Here is a 16,590-nt window from a genome sequence, read left to right on the forward strand (position 1 = left end):
GTCCCGAGTGCCGGTTCCTTTGCGTCAATGAGCCATCAGGACGGGGATCGTCGTGCTGCTGAGGATGTGGCTGGTGGCGCCGCCGAAGAACATCTGCCGCAGGCGGCTCTGCGTGTAGGCGCCCTTCACCAGGAGGTCGCAGCCGAGCGCCGCCGCCTCCGCGAGGATCGCCTCTCCCGGCCTGTTCGAGGGATCGGCCGCCACGATGGCGTCGGCGTTGATGCCGTGCATGCGCAGGGAACGCACGAGCTCCGAGCCGGAGGGGCCGGGCACGCCCCAATCCTCCAGCTCCAGCACGACCGTGCGGCGGGCCCTGGCGAGGAGCGGCATGGCGCCCATCACCGCCCGCGCCGTCTCGGTGCTGCGGTTCCAGGCGATCACGGCCACGGTGCAGAAGGAGGAGGGCGCCTGGGGCGGCGCGATGAGCACGGGACGTCCGGTCTCGAAGAGGGCGGCCTCCACGGTGGACAGGCGCGTGTGGCCGTCGGCGCCGTCCGGACGCCCCACCACCGTCACGTCGAAGACGCGCCCGTAGGCCCCGAGGAAGGCATCCTCCATCAGCCCGTCCTGGCGCCAGCCGAAGCCGAGCCCGGCAAGGGACGTGGAGGTGCGCGGCACCCCCTTGCTAATCATGAAGGCCTCGAAGCGCTCCCGACAGGACTTCGCCATCTCGGCCCGGTTCTCCGGCGTCACGGGCGACGGCACGCCGATGGCGATGTCGACGGGCAGGACCACCGGATAGTCGGGCGTGATGGCCAGGCCCTCCATGTAGCTGTCGAACATCTGGCCGAGGTGAAGGGCGGTCTCGAGAGCGGGCTCGACGACGCCGTGATCTTCGATAGGGACGAGGATGCTTTTCATGACCGATATTGTCGCGCCCAAGCCTCGCCTCCGCAAGCCCCCCGGCCCAGCTTGCCGCGGCCGGCCGCGGTGCGGCGCGCTCCGCCAGGGATTCCCTGGCTATTCGACCTTGAACTCGCCCGGTTTCCACGTCGCCTTGGGATATTGCGGGTCCATGTCCTCCAGGGTCGCCTTGACGATGCGTGCGACGATCCCGTTGCGGACCCACTTGCGGTCCGCCGGGACCACGTACCAGGGCGCCCATTCGGTGGAGCATGCGTTCAGCAGGGCCTCGTAGGCCTTCTGGAAGTCGTCCCAGCTTTTGCGGTCCTCCAGGTCGCCGGGGTTGAACTTCCAGTGCTTCCTCGGATTGTCGAGGCGTTCCTGAAGGCGCTCCTTCTGCTCGTCCTTGGAGATGTGGAGCATGAACTTCAGGACGACCGTGCCGTTCTCCGTCAGCATCTTCTCGAAGGCGTTGATCTGCTCGTAGCGCTGCTCGATGACCTTGTCCGGCGCCAGGCCGCGCACCTTCGCCACCAGCACGTCCTCGTAGTGGGACCGGTTGAAGATTCCGATCATGCCGCGCTTCGGGCATGCGAGATGCGCGCGCCAGAGAAAGTCGTGGGCAAGCTCGGTCTCGGTCGGACGCCGGAAGGCCGTCACCGACACGCCGATGGGGCCGGTGGCGTTGAAGACGCCGCGGATGGTGCCGTCCTTGCCGGCCGTGTCCGTTCCCTGAAGGACGACGAGGAGCGAGCGCCGGCCCTCGGCATAGAGGCGGTCCTGGAGCGCATCGATGTCCCGCGAGAGCCGGTCGGTCTCCGCCTTGGTGGCATCCTCGTCCTCGAAGGCCGAGCCGTCGCGCGGATCGATGTCCTTGAGCCGGAACTCCTTTCCGGGGCGGACCATGAACTTCTCGGCAAAGGCGCGGCTTCTGTCCGACATGAGGTCTCCTCGGATGGCTGGGACGGTCTGGAGCAACCATAGGGCGCCCGCGCGGTGAGGGAAGGCGGATCATGCCGCCTTTACTCCCTGCTTCGAGGATCCTAATCAGAAGCGGCCAAGCTCGAGAACCGCAAAAGGCCGACAGGATGATCGCCCTCTACTACTTTCCCGGCAATGCCAGCCTTCTTCCGCACATGATGCTGCGGGAGATCGGCGCCCCCTTCGAGCTCCGGCTCGTCAACCGGGACCAGAATGCCCAGAAGAGCCCCGAATATCTCAAGCTCAACCCCAACGGGCGGATCCCGGTCCTGGTGGACGGCGACCTCGTCCTCTTCGAGACGGCGGCCATCGCGCTCCACCTCGTCGACACGTTCCCCGATGCCGGCCTTGCCCCCGCCGTCGGCACGCGCGAGCGGGCCGAGTTCTACAAGTGGATGATCCACCTCACGAATACGCCCCAGGCGGAATACCGGGCCTGGTTCTACCCCCATGAGCATGCCAGCGACGAGGCGGCCGTGCCGAGCGTGAAGCAGGCCGCGGAGCGGCGTCTGAACCGGATGTTCGACGTGATCTCCGAACAGCTCGGCGACAGGACCTGGCTTCTGGGCGACAGGTTCTCGGCCGCGGACCTGTTCCTGCTCATGCTCATCCGCTGGGGCCGCGGCATGCCGCGGCCGCCCCGCACGATTCCCAACCTCAATGCCCTGGCCGAACGGGTTCTCGCCCGTCCCGCCGTGCAGCAGGCTTTCGAGGCGGAGGGCCTCAAGGCGCCGTTCGTCTAGAGCGTTTCCAGGAAAAGCGGGACCCGGTTTGCCGTTCGAGAATGCGGCAACCCAAGGACCGAGGAGCGGCTCGCGGTTCCGTCGAGACGCAAGCCGTTCTGACGGGCGGCTGCGCGTGCGAACGCCTTCTTGACCAAGATCAATCGGGGCATCCCGCTTCCATGGGAGAGTGGCATCGGACCGCAAGAGGAGGAGACGATGCCGCTTTTCATCACGCAGGGCCGCTTCACGTCCGACGCCATGAAGGGAATGCTGGCGAAGCCGGAGGACCGGACGGAGGCGATCAGCGATCTCCTGGCCAAGTCGGGAGGCAGGCTGATCGCCTATTACTATACCTTCGGGGAATACGACTTCCTGATCGTGTCGGAAGGCCCGATCGAGGGCGTCGCCACGTCGGCCATCGCCGCCATGGCGGGCGGCGGGGTGACGGATCTCAAGACGACCCTTGCGATGACGGCGGCCGACATGAAGACCGCATTCACGAAGGCGGGGTCGGTGGCAAAGACGTTCCGTTCCGCAGGGGCTCAGGCGCACTGAGGACGGCGGAGCAGGAAGCCGGGCGGGGATGCGCCTGCCCGCATCACGCCCGGCGCTTTGAGGCCTTGCCGCCTGCAGGCAGGACCTGATCGAGCCTGCCGATGTCCGCCCATGGATCCTGCTTCAGGGAAGCGAGCCGCTTTCTCAGGTTGCGGACGGTGAAACCGTTCGGGGCGACGTCGGCAAGCTCCTCCCAGGAGACCGGCGTCGACACGGGCGCGCCGGGCCGCGCCCGTGTCGAGTAGGGCGCAACGGCAGACGCCTCGCGATTGTTGCGCAGATAATCGATGAAGATCCTGCCGGCGCGCTCCCGCTTCACGGAGGTGGTCGTGTAGCGGTCCGGCTCGTCCGCGGCCATGGCCTGCGCCAGGCCGCGGGAGAACCGCAGCGCTTCGTCCCATGGGGCCCCCGGCGTCAGGGGAGCGACCACGTGGACTCCCTTGCCGCCGGTCGTCTTGACGAAGCTTTCGAGGCCCGCGGCCTTCAGCCGCTCGCGGATCGCACGCGCTCCTTCGACGACGCGGGTCCAGGGGACACCCTCACCGGGGTCGAGATCGAAGATCAGCCGGTCGGGACGGTCGAGGTCGGCGAGGGTCGCGCCCCAGACGTGCATCTCCAGGACGCCGGCCTGCACGAGGGCGACCACGCCGCGAATGTCGCCGACCGTGAGCACATCCATCTCTCCCCCCTCGTCGCGCACCGTCTCGCGATGGACGGCATCCGAGAGCCCGGCCCAGGAATGGCGCTGCACGAAGCAGCTCTTCTTCGCGCCGGAGGGACAGCGGATCAGGGTCAGGGGCCGGTCGACCAGATGCGGCAGGAGCCACTCGGCGATGTCCACGTAGAATCCGGCGAGTTCCTGCTTGGTGAGGCCCTGGTCCTCCCACAGGATGCGGTCGGGATGGGTGAGGGCGATGCCGGCGATGGCGGTCCCGTTGGCGCTCATGGTCTTGGCTCCGCCGCTCTCGGATGCGGACAGGGCGTGCCGCTTCTCACGCGTCACGTCCTTCGCGTCCTTGTCTTCGCGCAGTCCCTTGAATGCGGCGTGCCGCACGATCCCGTCGGCGGTCCAGCCGCGGAACTCCACCTGTCCGATCAACTCGGGACGCACCCACACGACCCCGCGCCGCTGCTGCGCGCCGAGCCTGCCCGAGAACGGCGGCCTGTCGGTCCTCAGCGGACGGAGGCGCCTGAACAGATCCCGCGCCAGGTCCCTGGTGAAGCCGGTGCCCGTCCGGCCCGCATAGGCCAGCCGGTCCTTGTCGTAATAGCCCAGGACGAGGGAGCCGATGGCGTTCTCGTAGGCCGTCGAAGGCACATAGCCCGCGATGACGAATTCCTGCTCGTCCGTGCACTTGGTCTTGACCCAGTCCTCGTTCCGCCCGCCGCGGTAGGGTAGGTCGACCCGCTTCGAGACCACGCCCTCGAGGCCCTTCCGGCACACGGTCCGGATCATGGACCCGCCCTGCGTGCGGTGCTCGCTGTAGCGCACCGGGCCGGCCTTGCGGGATTTCGCGAGGAGCTTGGCGAGCCTCGCCTTGCGCTCGCCGAGCGGGAGGGGGCGCAGGTCATCTCCGTCCCGGTAGAGCAGGTCGAAGGCGTAGAAGACCGCATCCGACGCGACGCCCTTCGTCTCGCTCGACAGGGCCTGCTGCAGGGCCGCGAAACTCGAAACGCCGTTCTCGTCGAGCATCACCGCTTCGCCGTCGAGGATCGCTGACTCCACCGGCAGGGCGGAGAGCGCGCCGGCAATCCCAGGAAAGCGCTTCGTCCAGTCCTTGCCATTGCGGGTGACGAGGCGGACCCTGCCGTCCGCGACGAAGGCGAGGAGACGGTATCCGTCCCACTTCACCTCGTGGATCCAGCCCGGGCCGGTGGGGACCTCCTCCACCAGGGTGGCGAGGCAGGGTTCGACCTTGTCCGGCATCGGGCCCGCCTGCGGGGAGGGCTTCGCGCGGGCCTGCGCCTTGGAAGGCGCGGCTTGGGCCTTCTTCTTGGCCGCACGTTTCTTCGCCGCCTTCCGTCCTGCGATCTCGTCGAGGGAGCGGCCGGTTTTGACGGAGAGGGGCGCCTCCTCCAGGATGTCCGGGTCGTCGGGGCCGCGCGCGTGCTCGTCGTCGCCCTTGATGAGCAGCCAGGAGGACCGCTTCTCGCGCGGGTGGCGCATGCGGATCAGGTGCCATGTGCCGCGCAGCTTCTCGCCGTCGAGGCGGAAGCTCAGGCGCCCCGTGGCATAGTCTTCATGGGGATCGCCCTCGGGCGTCCACGTGCCCCGGTCCCAGAGCATCACGGTCCCGCCGCCATACTGGCCCTCCGGGATCGTGCCTTCGAAATCGCCGTAGTCGACGGGATGGTCCTCGACCTCCACCGCGAGGCGCTTCTCGCCGGGAACGAGGCTGGGGCCCTTCGCGACGGCCCAGCTCTTGAGGACCCCGTCCATTTCGAGGCGGAAGTCGTAATGGAGGCGGGAGGCGTCGTGCTTCTGGACGACGAAGGAGGACCCGCTCCGGCGGGAGGTTGCTCCCTTCGGCTCGGAAGTCTTGGTGAAGTCGCGCTTGGCGCGATAGGTCGCGAGCTTTGCCATGGCGCGGATTCAATTCGCGCCATGGCATCCGGTTCCGAGCCGCCCTAGGAGGCGAGGGAGGCGCCCGCGGCGACCTTCTCCCGCTCCTGCAGGAAGGCGGCGGCGATGAGGTCGCGGGTGTATTCCTCCTGCGGACGCTCGAAGATGGCGTCGGCGGAACCGCGCTCCACCACCTTGCCGCTCTTCATGACCATGATCTCGTCCGACAGGGCGCGGACGACCGCGAGATCGTGGCTGATGAAGACGTAGGCGAGGCCGTGGGCCTTCTGGAGGTCGCGCAGGAGCTCGACGATCTCCTTCTGCACCGACCGGTCGAGGGCGGAGGTCGGCTCGTCGAGCACGACGAGCTTCGGATGAAGGATCATCGCGCGGGCGATGGCGATGCGCTGGCGCTGGCCGCCCGAGAACTCGTGCGGGAAGCGGTTGCGCCAGGCGGGCTCGAGCCGCACCTCCTCGAAGGCCTGCGCCGCGCGCCGGTCCCGCTCCCTGCGGGAGATGCGCGGATCGTGGACGAGGAGCCCCTCCGTCACGATCTCGCCCGCGGTCATGCGCGGGGAGAGCGAGCCGAACGGGTCCTGGAAGACCAGCTGCAGGTGCCGGCGGAGGGGACGCATTCCCGCCCTGTCGAGGGGCATGAGGTTGCGGTCCTCGAAGCGGACCATGCCGCTCGCCGGCTGGAGCCGCAGCACGGCGCGGCCGAGGGTGGACTTGCCGGAGCCGGACTCGCCCACCACGCCCACGGTCTCTCCGGCGCGAACGGTCAGGCTCACCCCGTCCACCGCGTTGAGCACGTGGATCGGCTTGCCGAACAGGCTCGACTTCAGCACGAAGGAGACGCGCACGTCCTTGGCCTCCAGCACGACGGGAGCGCCGGCGGGGACGGGCTCCTTGCGGCCGGTCGGCTCCGCGTCGATGAGCATCCGCGTGTAGGGATGCTTCGGCGCGGCGAAGATCTCGCGGGTCGCGCCGCTCTCCACCACCTCGCCGCGCTTCATCACGTAGGTGCGGTCGGCGAAGCGGCGCACGATGCCGAGGTCGTGGGTGATGAACACGATCGACATGCCGAGCCGCTTCTGGAGATCGGCGAGGAGCTCGAGGATGCGCGCCTGCACGGTCACGTCGAGGGCCGTGGTCGGCTCGTCGGCGATCAGCACGTCCGGATTGTTGGCGAGCGCCATGGCGATCATCACGCGCTGGCGCTGCCCGCCGGACATTTCGTGCGGATAGGAGTCGATGCGCCGCTGCGGATCGGGAATGCGCACCAGCTCCAGCAGCTCGATGGCGCGCTGGCGCGCCTGCGCCTTCGTCAGGCCCCCGTGCGTGACGAGGGGCAGGGCGAGCTGGTCGCCGATCCGGTAGAGCGGATCGAGGGAGGTCATCGGCTCCTGGAAGATCATGGTGAGCTTGGAGCCGCGGTAGCGGTTGAGCCTCTCGGGCGACAGGCCCACGAGCTCCTCTCCGCGGTACTTCACCGAGCCCTCCGCCCAGCCGTTCGAGGCGAGCAGGCCCATGACGGACATCATGGTCTGGCTCTTGCCTGAGCCGGATTCGCCGACGATGGCCACCGTCTCTCCGGCGTTCACGTCGAGATCGATGCCCTTGACCGCGTGGAGGATGCCGTCGCCCGTGCGGAACCGGACATGGAGGTTGCGGACTGTCAGAACGGATTCAGCCATGTCAACGGTCCTTGGGATCGAGAGCGTCGCGCAAGCCGTCACCAATGAAGTTGAGGCAGAACAGGATCGCGATCAGGGTAAGGGAGGGGTAGATCAGCATCCAGGTGGCGCCCTGGATGTTCTTGGCGCCCTCGGAGATCAGCACGCCGAGGCTGGTGTTGGGCTCCTGCACGCCCAGGCCGAGGAAGGAGAGGAAGCTCTCCAGGAGAATGACCTTGGGCACGAGGAGCGTCATGTAGACGACGACCGGGCCGAGGGTGTTCGGGATCACGTGGCGGCGGATGATGCCCTTGGTCTCGACCCCGAGCGCCTCGGCCGCCTGCACGTATTCCTGGCGCTTGATGGACAGGGTCTGGCCGCGCACGATGCGGGCCATGTCGAGCCACTCCACCGCGCCGACCGCGATGAACATCAGGATGAAGTTGCGGCCGAAGAACACGACCAGCATGATGACGAAGAAGATGAACGGCAGCGAGTAGATCACGTCCACGATGCGCATCATGATGAGGTCGGCGCGCCCGCCGAGATAGCCGGAGGTGGCGCCGTAGACCACCCCGATCAGGATGGCGACGAAGGTGGCGAGGAGGCCGATGGCGAGCGAGATCTGCCCCGCCTTCATGGTGCGGGTGAGCAGGTCGCGGCCATTGGTGTCCGTGCCGAAGAAGAAATATTTCTTCTTCAGCGGCACCTCGACGACGAGGCGCCTGCCTTCGTCGGTTTTCTCCACCACCTTCGCGGCTCCGAAGAGGTCGGAGCGCTCGAAATAGGCGAGGAGCCGATCGTCGATGGGCCGCTGGCCCACAAGGGTGACGTTCACCGTGTCGCCCTTGATCTCGATGTTCTCGGGCTTGCCGCGGACGCGGGCGCCGATGCGCTCGATCTGCGGCGCGATCTGGTCCTGCTTGGGGTAGGCCTCCAGGCTCGCGGGGACCTTCACGTAGTCGGGATAGACCTGGTCGAACGGGTGCCCCGTGAAGAAGGGCCCGAACACGCAGGCGATGGCGATGAGGCTCAGCAGGACGATGCTGGCGACGGCAGCCTTGTTGCTGAGGAGCCGGCCCCGGGCCTCGACCCAGAGGGAGCGTCCGGCGACGGGTTCGGCAAGGGTTTCGATGGGAAGTGCAGCGCCTTCGGCCATGGCAGCCCTCAATCGTAGCGGATGCGCGGATCGACGATGGCGTAGAGGATGTCGACCACGAGGTTGAAGATGAGAACGAAGACCGCCACGACCACGACGGTGCCCATGACGAGCGTGTAGTCGCGGTTCAGCGCGCCCTCGACGAAGTAGCGGCCGATGCCCGGCAGGCCGAAGATCGTCTCGACGACCACGGAGCCGGTGAGCAGGGCGGCCGCGGCCGGGCCGAGATAGGAGATGACCGGCAGGGATGCCCCGCGCAGGGCGTGCCGCACGATCACGTGCCAGGGCAGGCCGAGGGAGCGGAGGGTCCTGATGTGGTTCGAGCGCAGGTTCTCGATCATCGCCGCGCGGGTCATGCGCGCCACCACCGCGATCTGCGGCAGGGCGAGGACGATCACCGGCATGACGAGGTTGCGCGGCGCGCCGTTCGCCCAACCGGCGACGGGAAGCCAGGCGAGGGCAAGGCCGAACACGATCTGGAGCACGGGCGCCACGACGAAGTTCGGAATGGTGAGGCCCATCGCGCCGAGGCCGGTGACGAGATAGTCCGCGAGGCTGTTCTGGCGCAGCGCGGCCACCGTTCCGAGGGTGCCGCCGACGAGGATCGCCAGAGTGATGGCGAGGGCGCCCAGAGTCATGGAGATCGGCAGGCCGCGGGCGAAGAGCTCGCCGACGGTGAAGTCGCGCAGGATGAAGGAGGGGCCGAAATCCCCGCGCATCACGGCGGACAGATAGAGCCAGTATTGCTGGATCAGCGGCTTGTCGAGCTGGTAGATCCGATTGAGGTTCTCCATCACCTTGGCTTCGAGGGGGCGCTCGAGGTCGAACGGGCCGCCGGGCGCGAGCCGGATCAGGAAGAACGAGATCGTCACGATGACGAAGAGTGTCGGTATGGCCGTCAGAAGACGGCGCGAAATGAAGGAGAGCAAGACGCCTTCTCCTATTGAGAACCTGAAAAATAGAAAAGAGGCGGCCCGATAGGGGCCGCCTCTTCCGCCTTAGCTTACTGTTCCTTCGACAGGAAACGCGACGGATAGACGCCGCGCGTGTTCTGCACGAAGCCCTTGATCTTCGGCGAAATCAGGTTGCTCTTGCCGTAGTACATCACCGGGATCCACGGCATGTCCTTCATGAGGATCGCCTCGGCCTTCTTGAAGATCTCGGCGCGCTTCTTGAGGTCCATTTCCACGGCGGCCTGCTCCAGGAGCTTGTCGAACTCCGGATTGTTGTACTTGCCGTAGTTGAAGCCCTTGTTGTCGCTCTTCAGAAGGAAGAGGAAGTTGTTCGGATCGGAGTAGTCCGCGATCCAGCCGTAGCGGGCGATGTCGAAGTCGCCGCCGTCGCGCAGATGGGCGAAGTGGGTCTTGCCGTCCGTGTTGATGAAGGACGTCTCGATCCCGGCCGGCTTGAACTGCTCGGCGATGGCCACCACCGTGTTGCGGTTGTTGTCCGTGGTGTTGTAGCGGATCTCGAGCTTCAGCGGCTTGCCCGGACCGAAGCCGGCTTCCTTGAGGAGCGCCTTGGCCTTCTCCTCGCGGTCGATGGGCGACATGTCCTTGTAGTCCATGTAGGCCGGCTCGCCGTAGTTGCCCACGCCCGGAGGCATGAACGAGTAGCCGGGCTGCATGGTCTGGCCCCAGATCTGCTCGGCGATGAACTCGCGGTCGATCATCATCGACAGCGCCTGACGCACGCGCACGTCGTTGAAGGGCGCCTTGGAGGAGTTCACGACCAGGAACCAGCTGCCGAGATACGGACCGAGCTTCACCTGATCCTTGAAGCGCTCCTTGAGCGACTTGATCTGATCGGCCGGCAGCTCATCCATCGAATCGAGCTCGCCCGCCTCGTAGCGGCGCACGGCGGCGGCCAGGTCCGGATGCGGGATGAAGTTGACCGTGTCGATCTTGACGTTCTTGGCGTCCCAGTAGTTCTCGTTCTTGACGAGCTTGATGTGGGAGTTCGGGGCGAACTCGGCCAGCTTGTAGGCGCCGTTCGTCACCATGTTGCCGGGCTTCACGAAGTCCTTGCCGAACTTCTCGACCGATCCGCGGTGGACGGGCAGGCTGGTCTGGTGGGTGAGGAGCTCGATGAAGTAGGGCGTCGGCGCCTCGAGGGTGATCTCGACGGTCTTGGCGTCGACCGCCTTGACGCCGAGCTCTTCGGGCTTCGCCTGACCCTTGTTGATCTTCTCGGCGTTCTTGATCGGATAGAGGATGTTCGCGTACTTCGCGCCGGTCGCCGGATCCATGATGCGGCGATAGGAATAGACGAAGTCCTCGGCCGTGACCGGGTCGCCGTTGGACCACTTGAGGCCGTTGCGCAGCGTGAAGCGGTAGGTCTTGCCGTCGTCGCTGATCTCCCACTTCTCGGCCTGGCCGGGAACGGCCTGGCCCTGAGCGTTGTAGGTCACGAGGCCTTCGAGCATGTCGCGCAGGATGTGGGCTTCCTGGACCGTCGAGGTCTTGTGGGTGTCGAGCGTTTCCGGCTCGCCGGTGTTGCCGCGGTTGTAGACGACCTCGGCCGCGGCCGGCCCGAGCAGGGCGGCGGTGGCGACGGCGGCGAGCGCCATTTGTTTTATCCAGGACATGGACGCGTTCCCTTTCTGGTGTTTCCAGGTTTCTTGGAATGCCTCGATCACGGTCATTTAGGACAGTGATCTTGACTCATTTGTTGTTCAATCAACCGTTTCTGTCCAGTGGGTAATGAAAATATAGGCTGGACAGGGGTTTAAGCCCGATTTCCTCCCTCAGGCCCCGGTGTCGAACGTCAGTCCCGCCGCTTCGATGCCCGCCGCGGCGGCGATCTCGTCGTTGTCGGACGTGTCGCCCGACACGCCCACGGCGCCCAGGATCCGCCCCTGGGCGTCCTTGATCAAGACCCCGCCCGGCACGGGCACCAGCTGGCCCCCGACCGCATGGGTCGCGGCGGCGACGAAATAGGGGCGGTCCGTCGCCATCTTGTGCAGGGCGCGGGATCCCACGCCCAGGGCCAGGGCGCCGTAGGCCTTGCCCATGGCGATCTCGGCCCGCTTGAGGCTGGTGCCGTCCTCGGACGCAAGGGCCTTCAGGGCGCCGCGGCCGTCATAGACCGCCACCGAGAGGGGCTTGAAGGACCTCTCGCGCGCCGCCTTCAGGGCGGCCGCAACGATGGTCTGCGCAGCGTCGAGGGTGAGTTCGGTCACGTTCGCTCCTTTCGCGATCATATAGGACAACGTTGCTCTTGGGCGAGACTTTTCGCGCCCGTGCGCCCTTCGTCAGCGCAGGACGGCGTCCTTGCCGGCGAGCCAGGCCGCCACGGCGCGCCTCTCGTCGAGGGTCATCTCGGTGATGTTGTTGGGCGGCATGGCATGGGTGAGCACCGCCTGGACGCGGATGAGCTCCGCATGGCGGGCGATGCTCTCGGGCGTATCGAGCCGGATGCCCTTGGGCGCGACGGCGATGCCGTCCCAGACCGGCTCCGCGGCATGGCACATGGAGCAGCGGGACTGGATCGCGAGGACCGCCTCGTCGAACGCGGCGGCGAGGGCCGCCGGGCTCCCCTCCGCAGGGGCGCCCGCCAGGTTCGCGCTCCCGGGCTTGCCCGCGATCGACAGCCAGATCGCCAGGGCGATCGCCCCGGCCGCGACGGCCCAGGTCCACCAGGGAGAGCCCTTGTCCGCGTGCCGGGAATTGAAGAAATGCCTCACGACGGCGCCCGCCACCAGGACGCAGCCGACGATCCCGACCGCATATCTCGACGACCACGCCAGCGGGTAGTGGTTCGAGAGCATCAGGAACAGCACCGGCAGGGTCAGGTAGTTGTTGTGGGTCGAGCGCTGCTTGGCCTGCTTGCCGAGGGCGGGATCCGGCGAGCGTCCGGCGATGAGGTCCGCCACCACCTTCTTCTGGTTCGGGATGATGACGAAGAAGACGCTCGCCGACATCCAGGTCGCGATCATCGCTCCCGTGTGGAGAAAGGCCGCCCGGCCGCTGAACAGCCGGGTGAAGACGAAGGCGGTCAGGAGAATGTAGACGAAGAGGACGGCCCCGAGCGCGACGTCGTTCCGGCCCAGCGGCGAGCGGCAGAGGCCCTCGTAGACCAGCCAGCTCAGGGCGATGCCGCCGATCCCCACGAGCGGCACCTGCCACGGGGCCAGGGCCCGCACTGCCGGATCGACGGTGTAGAGGTCGGCGTGCAGGTAGTAGACCCAGACGATCAGGAAGAAGCCGGTGATCCAGGTGGAATAGCTCTCCCACTTGAACCAGGTCAGCTCCTTCGGCAGCTCCGGCGGCGCCACCAGGTACTTGCGCATGTTGTAGAAGCCGCCGCCATGGACCTGCCAGGCCTCGCCGCCGACGCCGGCCGGCAGGCCCTCGCGCTTCTTCAGGCTGAGGTCGAGGTGGATGAAATAGAAGGACGAGCCGATCCAGGCGATGGCCGTGATCACGTGAAGCCAACGCAGGAGCTGGCTGATCCATTCGGAAATCTGCGGGTCGATCATGCGGCCCCTTATCGCGAAAACGGGTCGTAGCCTAGGGCCGCCTCCGCATTTGCGAAAGGCCTGCGGGCAGGCTTTTTCAACAGGAACCGTGGGGGCGCAGACCCTGCGGAAGGGCGGCGCCCGCCCGGGCCGCTTGACGCGGAGGCCCCCAGTCCGACAATCCCTCTTCCTCATCCATCCCGCCGCCGCGGCGGCGCCTGCGCGACAGGGGTTTCCATGGGCCGATTGTCCACCCACGTCCTCGACACCGCCAACGGCCGTCCCGCCCGGGGCATCGCCGTCGAGCTCTTCCTGCTCGAGGGGGAGTCGCGCCGGGCCGTGACCCGGGCCGTCACCAACGCGGACGGGCGCACCGATGCGCCGCTCCTGTCGGGCGAATCCTTCCGGACCGGGACCTACGAGCTCGTCTTTCAGGTCGGGGCCTATTTCCGGGCGGGGGGGACGCCGCTGGCCGATCCGCCCTTCCTCGACGTCGTCCCGATCCGCTTCTCCATCGCCGAGCCGGACGGGCACTATCATGTGCCGCTCCTCGTCTCGCCGTGGAGCTATTCCACCTATCGAGGCAGCTGACATGGCCGAAACCTCCTATCCCCGCGACCTCGTCGGCTACGGCCGCAACCCGCCCCATCCGCGCTGGCCCGACGGGGCGCGGATCGCCGTCCAGTTCGTCGTCAACTACGAGGAGGGCGGGGAAAACTGCATCCTCCACGGCGACCGGGCATCGGAGGCGTTCCTGTCCGAGATCGTGGGCGCGCAGCCCTGGCCGGGGCAGCGGCACATGAGCATGGAGTCGATCTACGAGTACGGCTCCCGCGCCGGGTTCTGGCGCCTGTGGCGCATGTTCACCGGGCGCGGCCTGCCGGTCACGGTCTACGGCGTCGCGACCGCCCTGATGCGGAATCCGGAGGCGGTCGCCGCCATGAAGGAGGCCGGCTGGGAGATCGCGAGCCACGGCCTCAAGTGGATCGACTACAAGGATTTCTCCTCGGACGAGGAGCGCGCGCACATGCGCGAGGCGATCCGCATCCACACGGAAGCGACGGGCAGCCGCCCGCTCGGGTGGTACACGGGGCGCACCTCCGAGCACACCAACCGGCTCGTCGCAGAGGAGGGCGGCTTCCTCTACAGCGCCGATTCCTATGCGGACGATCTGCCCTACTGGGAACCGGGCCCGAAGGGGCCGCTCCTGATCGTGCCCTATACCCTCGACGCCAACGACATGCGCTTCGCGACGCCGCAGGGGTTCAACTCCGGCGACCAGTTCTTCGCCTATCTCAAGGACACGTTCGACACGCTCTACGCGGAGGGCGAGCATGCGCCGAAGATGATGTCGGTGGGCCTCCATTGCCGCCTCGTCGGCCGGCCGGGGCGGGCGGCCGCCCTCGCGCGGTTCCTCGACTACGTGATGTCCCACGATGCGGTCTGGGCCGCGCCGCGCATCGACATCGCGCGGCACTGGATCCGCCACCACCGCCCCGCCGGGCTCAAGCCCAGCACCATGAGCCGGGCGGTCTTCGTGGAGCTGTTCGGCGACGTGTTCGAGCATTCTCCATGGATCGCCGAGCGCGCCTACGACGAGGGCTTCACCGCGGCGCAGGACACGGCGGAAGGGCTGCACGCGGCCATGGTGCACGTGCTCTCCCAGGCGAGCCGCGAGCAGAAGCTGGCGCTGATCCGCGCGCATCCCGACCTCGCGGGGCGGCTGAAGCTGGCCGACCTCACGTCCGATTCCCGCAGCGAGCAGACCTCGGCGGGCCTCGACAGCCTGAGCGAGGAGGAGCGCGACCGCTTCCTTTCCCTGAACGACGCCTACAAGCAGAAATTCGGCTTCCCGTTCATCATGGCGGTGAAAGGCCGGACGAAGGAGGAGATCCTGGCCGCGTTCGAGGAGCGCCTCCGGCACGATCCGGACCGCGAGTTCGACACGGCCGTCGTGCAGATCGAGCTGATCGCGCTCCTGCGGCTGAAGGACCGGCTGCCTTCGCTCGCCGACGTGTTCTCGTCGCTGGCCTGAGGGTGGAAGGAGCGGGCGCGCAAATGCGGTATCCCGAAAAGGGGAGGGCCGGCGCGCCGCGGAGCAAAGGGCTGCGAGCGGAACCGTGCCGGTCGACTTCGCGTCTACCGTTCCGGAGCGGCATACCGATGCCGGCGAACGGAGGAGGATGTCATGGGATTGTTCAAGTTCATCAAGGATGCGGGCGCGAAGCTGTTCGGCGGCGGAGCCCAGGCGGCGACGGCGGACAGCCTGAAAAAGGAGGTCGAGAACCACGGCTTCGACGCGAACAAGTTCAACATCGACGTCCAGGGCGACAAGGTGAAACTCTCCGGCCAGGCCGTCAGCCAGGAGGAGGCGGAGAAGATCATTCTCTCCCTCGGCAACACCTACGGAGTCGCGGAGGTCGACACCTCCGACCTCCAGGTGCAGCAGCCGGCGAAGCCTTCGGTCATGTACACGGTTCAGAAGGGCGACACCCTCTGGGCCATCGCCGAGAAGCACTACGGCAAGGGAAAGGGCGCCAAGTACACGGAGATCGTGAAGGCGAACTCGCCGCCCGTGAAGGATCCGGACATGATCCAGCCAGGCTGGGTCCTGCGCATCCCCGAACTCACCTGAACGCGCCGATTGCATGCCCGCGGGCCGCGCGCCTATGATCGCGGGGACGCATGGAGGCATTGCATGAACGGTCCGGTTTCCGCCGTCGATCTCGACCGGGAGGAGGTCAAGAAGGGGCTCGAGGACGGCTCCATTCTTTTGGTCGACGTCAGGGAGCCGCAGGAATACGCCGCCGGCCATATTCCCGGCTCCGTATCCCATCCGCTCTCGACCTTCGATCCGGATGCGTTGCCGGCCGGCCGGCGAATCGTATTCTCCTGCGCCGCCGGCGTTCGTTCCCTGCGCGCGATCGAGTTCGCACAGGCCGCCGGGCGCGACCTCCGCGAGCACTACCGGGGCGGGTTCAAGGACTGGGTCGCGGCGGGCGAGCCGGTCGAGTAGCCGCCGAGCGCCACGCTCTCCTCACACAGTTGTGTTGAGCCGCCCGATTGCCCGGACGATGCCGAATGTGTGCTAATGCCGCAGGGCCGGGGTGAATCAGAACGAACCGGCCGTTGGGCTTACAGGGGAATGATTTCATGAAGCGGAGTATGATTGCGGCCGGGCTCCTGGCCATCGGGGTGACGGCGGCGCTCGCGCAGGCCGATGTCGTCGCGCAGCGGCAGAAGCTGATGAAGGAGAACGCCGAGCATTCGCGCACGATCGGCGCCATGCTCAAGGACCAGGCGCCGTTCAACCTCGCCCAGGTCCAGGCCGCCCTGAAGACCTTCGACCACACGGCGAAGACGGGGCCGATCCTTTTCACGCCCGATTCCAAGGACGGCAACTCGAAGGCCATGCCCGCCGTCTGGGAGAAGAAGGCGGAGTTCGATGCGCTCTTCGCCAAGTTCGGGCAGGATGTCCAAACGGCGCATTCCGCCATCAAGGACGAAGCCAGCTTCAAGGCCGAAATGCCGAAAGTTCTCCAGAACTGCGGCACCTGTCACAAGACCTTCCGTCAGCCTGTCGGCTAGCGAAGCGGAGGCTGCCCGCGAGAGCCTCAAGCGCAAAATCG

16 protein-coding genes are annotated in these 16,590 nt (G+C 67.0%); 7 read left to right on the forward strand and 9 right to left on the reverse strand.

Annotation, left to right across the window (positions count from 1 at the left end; all coding sequences use genetic code 11):
- Positions 1 to 24 precede the first annotated feature (24 nt).
- On the reverse strand, positions 25 to 861 hold the full coding sequence (locus GDR74_RS07765; RefSeq protein WP_152585770.1) for a universal stress protein: 837 nt from the start codon (positions 859 to 861) through the stop codon (positions 25 to 27).
- 99 nt (positions 862 to 960) lie between these two features.
- Positions 961 to 1,785 (reverse strand): polyphosphate kinase 2 family protein, encoded by an 825-nt coding sequence (locus GDR74_RS07770; protein WP_152585771.1) that lies wholly within the window; start codon positions 1,783 to 1,785, stop codon positions 961 to 963.
- 146 nt (positions 1,786 to 1,931) lie between these two features.
- Here GDR74_RS07770 and GDR74_RS07775 point away from each other — a divergent pair, with 146 nt between their 5' ends.
- Both GDR74_RS07775 and GDR74_RS07780 read left to right on the forward strand, forming a co-directional pair.
- Entirely contained in the window at positions 1,932 to 2,567 is a 636-nt protein-coding gene (locus GDR74_RS07775; protein WP_152585772.1) for a glutathione S-transferase family protein, read from the forward strand.
- Positions 2,568 to 2,765: 198 nt separating this feature from the next.
- Complete coding sequence (locus tag GDR74_RS07780) at positions 2,766 to 3,104, forward strand: GYD domain-containing protein (RefSeq protein WP_152585773.1); 339 nt, start codon at positions 2,766 to 2,768, stop codon at positions 3,102 to 3,104.
- A gap of 43 nt (positions 3,105 to 3,147) precedes the next feature.
- Here GDR74_RS07780 and ligD read toward each other — a convergent pair whose 3' ends face one another.
- From ligD to GDR74_RS07815, 7 genes are all read right to left on the reverse strand, one after another.
- The gene (ligD, locus tag GDR74_RS07785; RefSeq protein ID WP_152585774.1) at positions 3,148 to 5,688 is read right to left on the reverse strand and encodes a DNA ligase D; all 2,541 of its coding nucleotides are present in this window, start codon (positions 5,686 to 5,688) and stop codon (positions 3,148 to 3,150) included.
- Positions 5,689 to 5,732: 44 nt separating this feature from the next.
- Positions 5,733 to 7,364 carry an ABC transporter ATP-binding protein gene (locus GDR74_RS07790; RefSeq protein ID WP_152585775.1) on the reverse strand — a complete coding sequence of 544 codons (1,632 nt, stop codon included), beginning with the start codon at positions 7,362 to 7,364 and terminating at the stop codon, positions 5,733 to 5,735.
- A gap of 1 nt (position 7,365) precedes the next feature.
- Positions 7,366 to 8,502: an ABC transporter permease subunit gene (locus GDR74_RS07795; RefSeq protein ID WP_152585776.1), complete on the reverse strand. Its 1,137-nt coding sequence runs from the start codon at positions 8,500 to 8,502 to the stop codon at positions 7,366 to 7,368.
- An 8-nt stretch (positions 8,503 to 8,510) separates the two neighbouring features.
- A complete protein-coding gene (locus GDR74_RS07800) occupies positions 8,511 to 9,431 on the reverse strand; it encodes an ABC transporter permease subunit (protein ID WP_152585777.1) in 921 nt (306 codons plus the stop codon).
- 74 nt (positions 9,432 to 9,505) lie between these two features.
- Positions 9,506 to 11,071: a peptide ABC transporter substrate-binding protein gene (locus GDR74_RS07805; RefSeq protein ID WP_246179997.1), complete on the reverse strand. Its 1,566-nt coding sequence runs from the start codon at positions 11,069 to 11,071 to the stop codon at positions 9,506 to 9,508.
- Positions 11,072 to 11,248: 177 nt separating this feature from the next.
- A complete protein-coding gene (locus GDR74_RS07810; protein ID WP_152585779.1) occupies positions 11,249 to 11,683 on the reverse strand; it encodes a GlcG/HbpS family heme-binding protein in 435 nt (144 codons plus the stop codon).
- A 72-nt stretch (positions 11,684 to 11,755) separates the two neighbouring features.
- Entirely contained in the window at positions 11,756 to 12,982 is a 1,227-nt protein-coding gene (locus GDR74_RS07815) for a urate hydroxylase PuuD (protein ID WP_152585780.1), read from the reverse strand.
- Positions 12,983 to 13,198: 216 nt separating this feature from the next.
- Here GDR74_RS07815 and uraH point away from each other — a divergent pair, with 216 nt between their 5' ends.
- The 5 genes from uraH (at position 13,199) to GDR74_RS07840 (ending at position 16,549) form a co-directional block, all read left to right on the forward strand.
- Positions 13,199 to 13,552 (forward strand): hydroxyisourate hydrolase, encoded by a 354-nt coding sequence (uraH, locus tag GDR74_RS07820; RefSeq protein WP_152585781.1) that lies wholly within the window; start codon positions 13,199 to 13,201, stop codon positions 13,550 to 13,552.
- Position 13,553: 1 nt separating this feature from the next.
- The gene (puuE, locus tag GDR74_RS07825) at positions 13,554 to 14,996 is read left to right on the forward strand and encodes an allantoinase PuuE (RefSeq protein ID WP_152585782.1); all 1,443 of its coding nucleotides are present in this window, start codon (positions 13,554 to 13,556) and stop codon (positions 14,994 to 14,996) included.
- A gap of 153 nt (positions 14,997 to 15,149) precedes the next feature.
- Entirely contained in the window at positions 15,150 to 15,596 is a 447-nt protein-coding gene (gene lysM / locus GDR74_RS07830; protein WP_152585783.1) for a peptidoglycan-binding protein LysM, read from the forward strand.
- A gap of 63 nt (positions 15,597 to 15,659) precedes the next feature.
- Complete coding sequence (locus GDR74_RS07835; protein ID WP_152585784.1) at positions 15,660 to 15,977, forward strand: rhodanese-like domain-containing protein; 318 nt, start codon at positions 15,660 to 15,662, stop codon at positions 15,975 to 15,977.
- A gap of 137 nt (positions 15,978 to 16,114) precedes the next feature.
- Positions 16,115 to 16,549 carry a c-type cytochrome gene (locus tag GDR74_RS07840; protein WP_152585785.1) on the forward strand — a complete coding sequence of 145 codons (435 nt, stop codon included), beginning with the start codon at positions 16,115 to 16,117 and terminating at the stop codon, positions 16,547 to 16,549.
- Positions 16,550 to 16,590 lie beyond the last annotated feature (41 nt).

The sequence above is a fragment of the Microvirga thermotolerans genome (genome assembly GCF_009363855.1).
GTDB lineage: Bacteria > Pseudomonadota > Alphaproteobacteria > Rhizobiales > Beijerinckiaceae > Microvirga > Microvirga thermotolerans.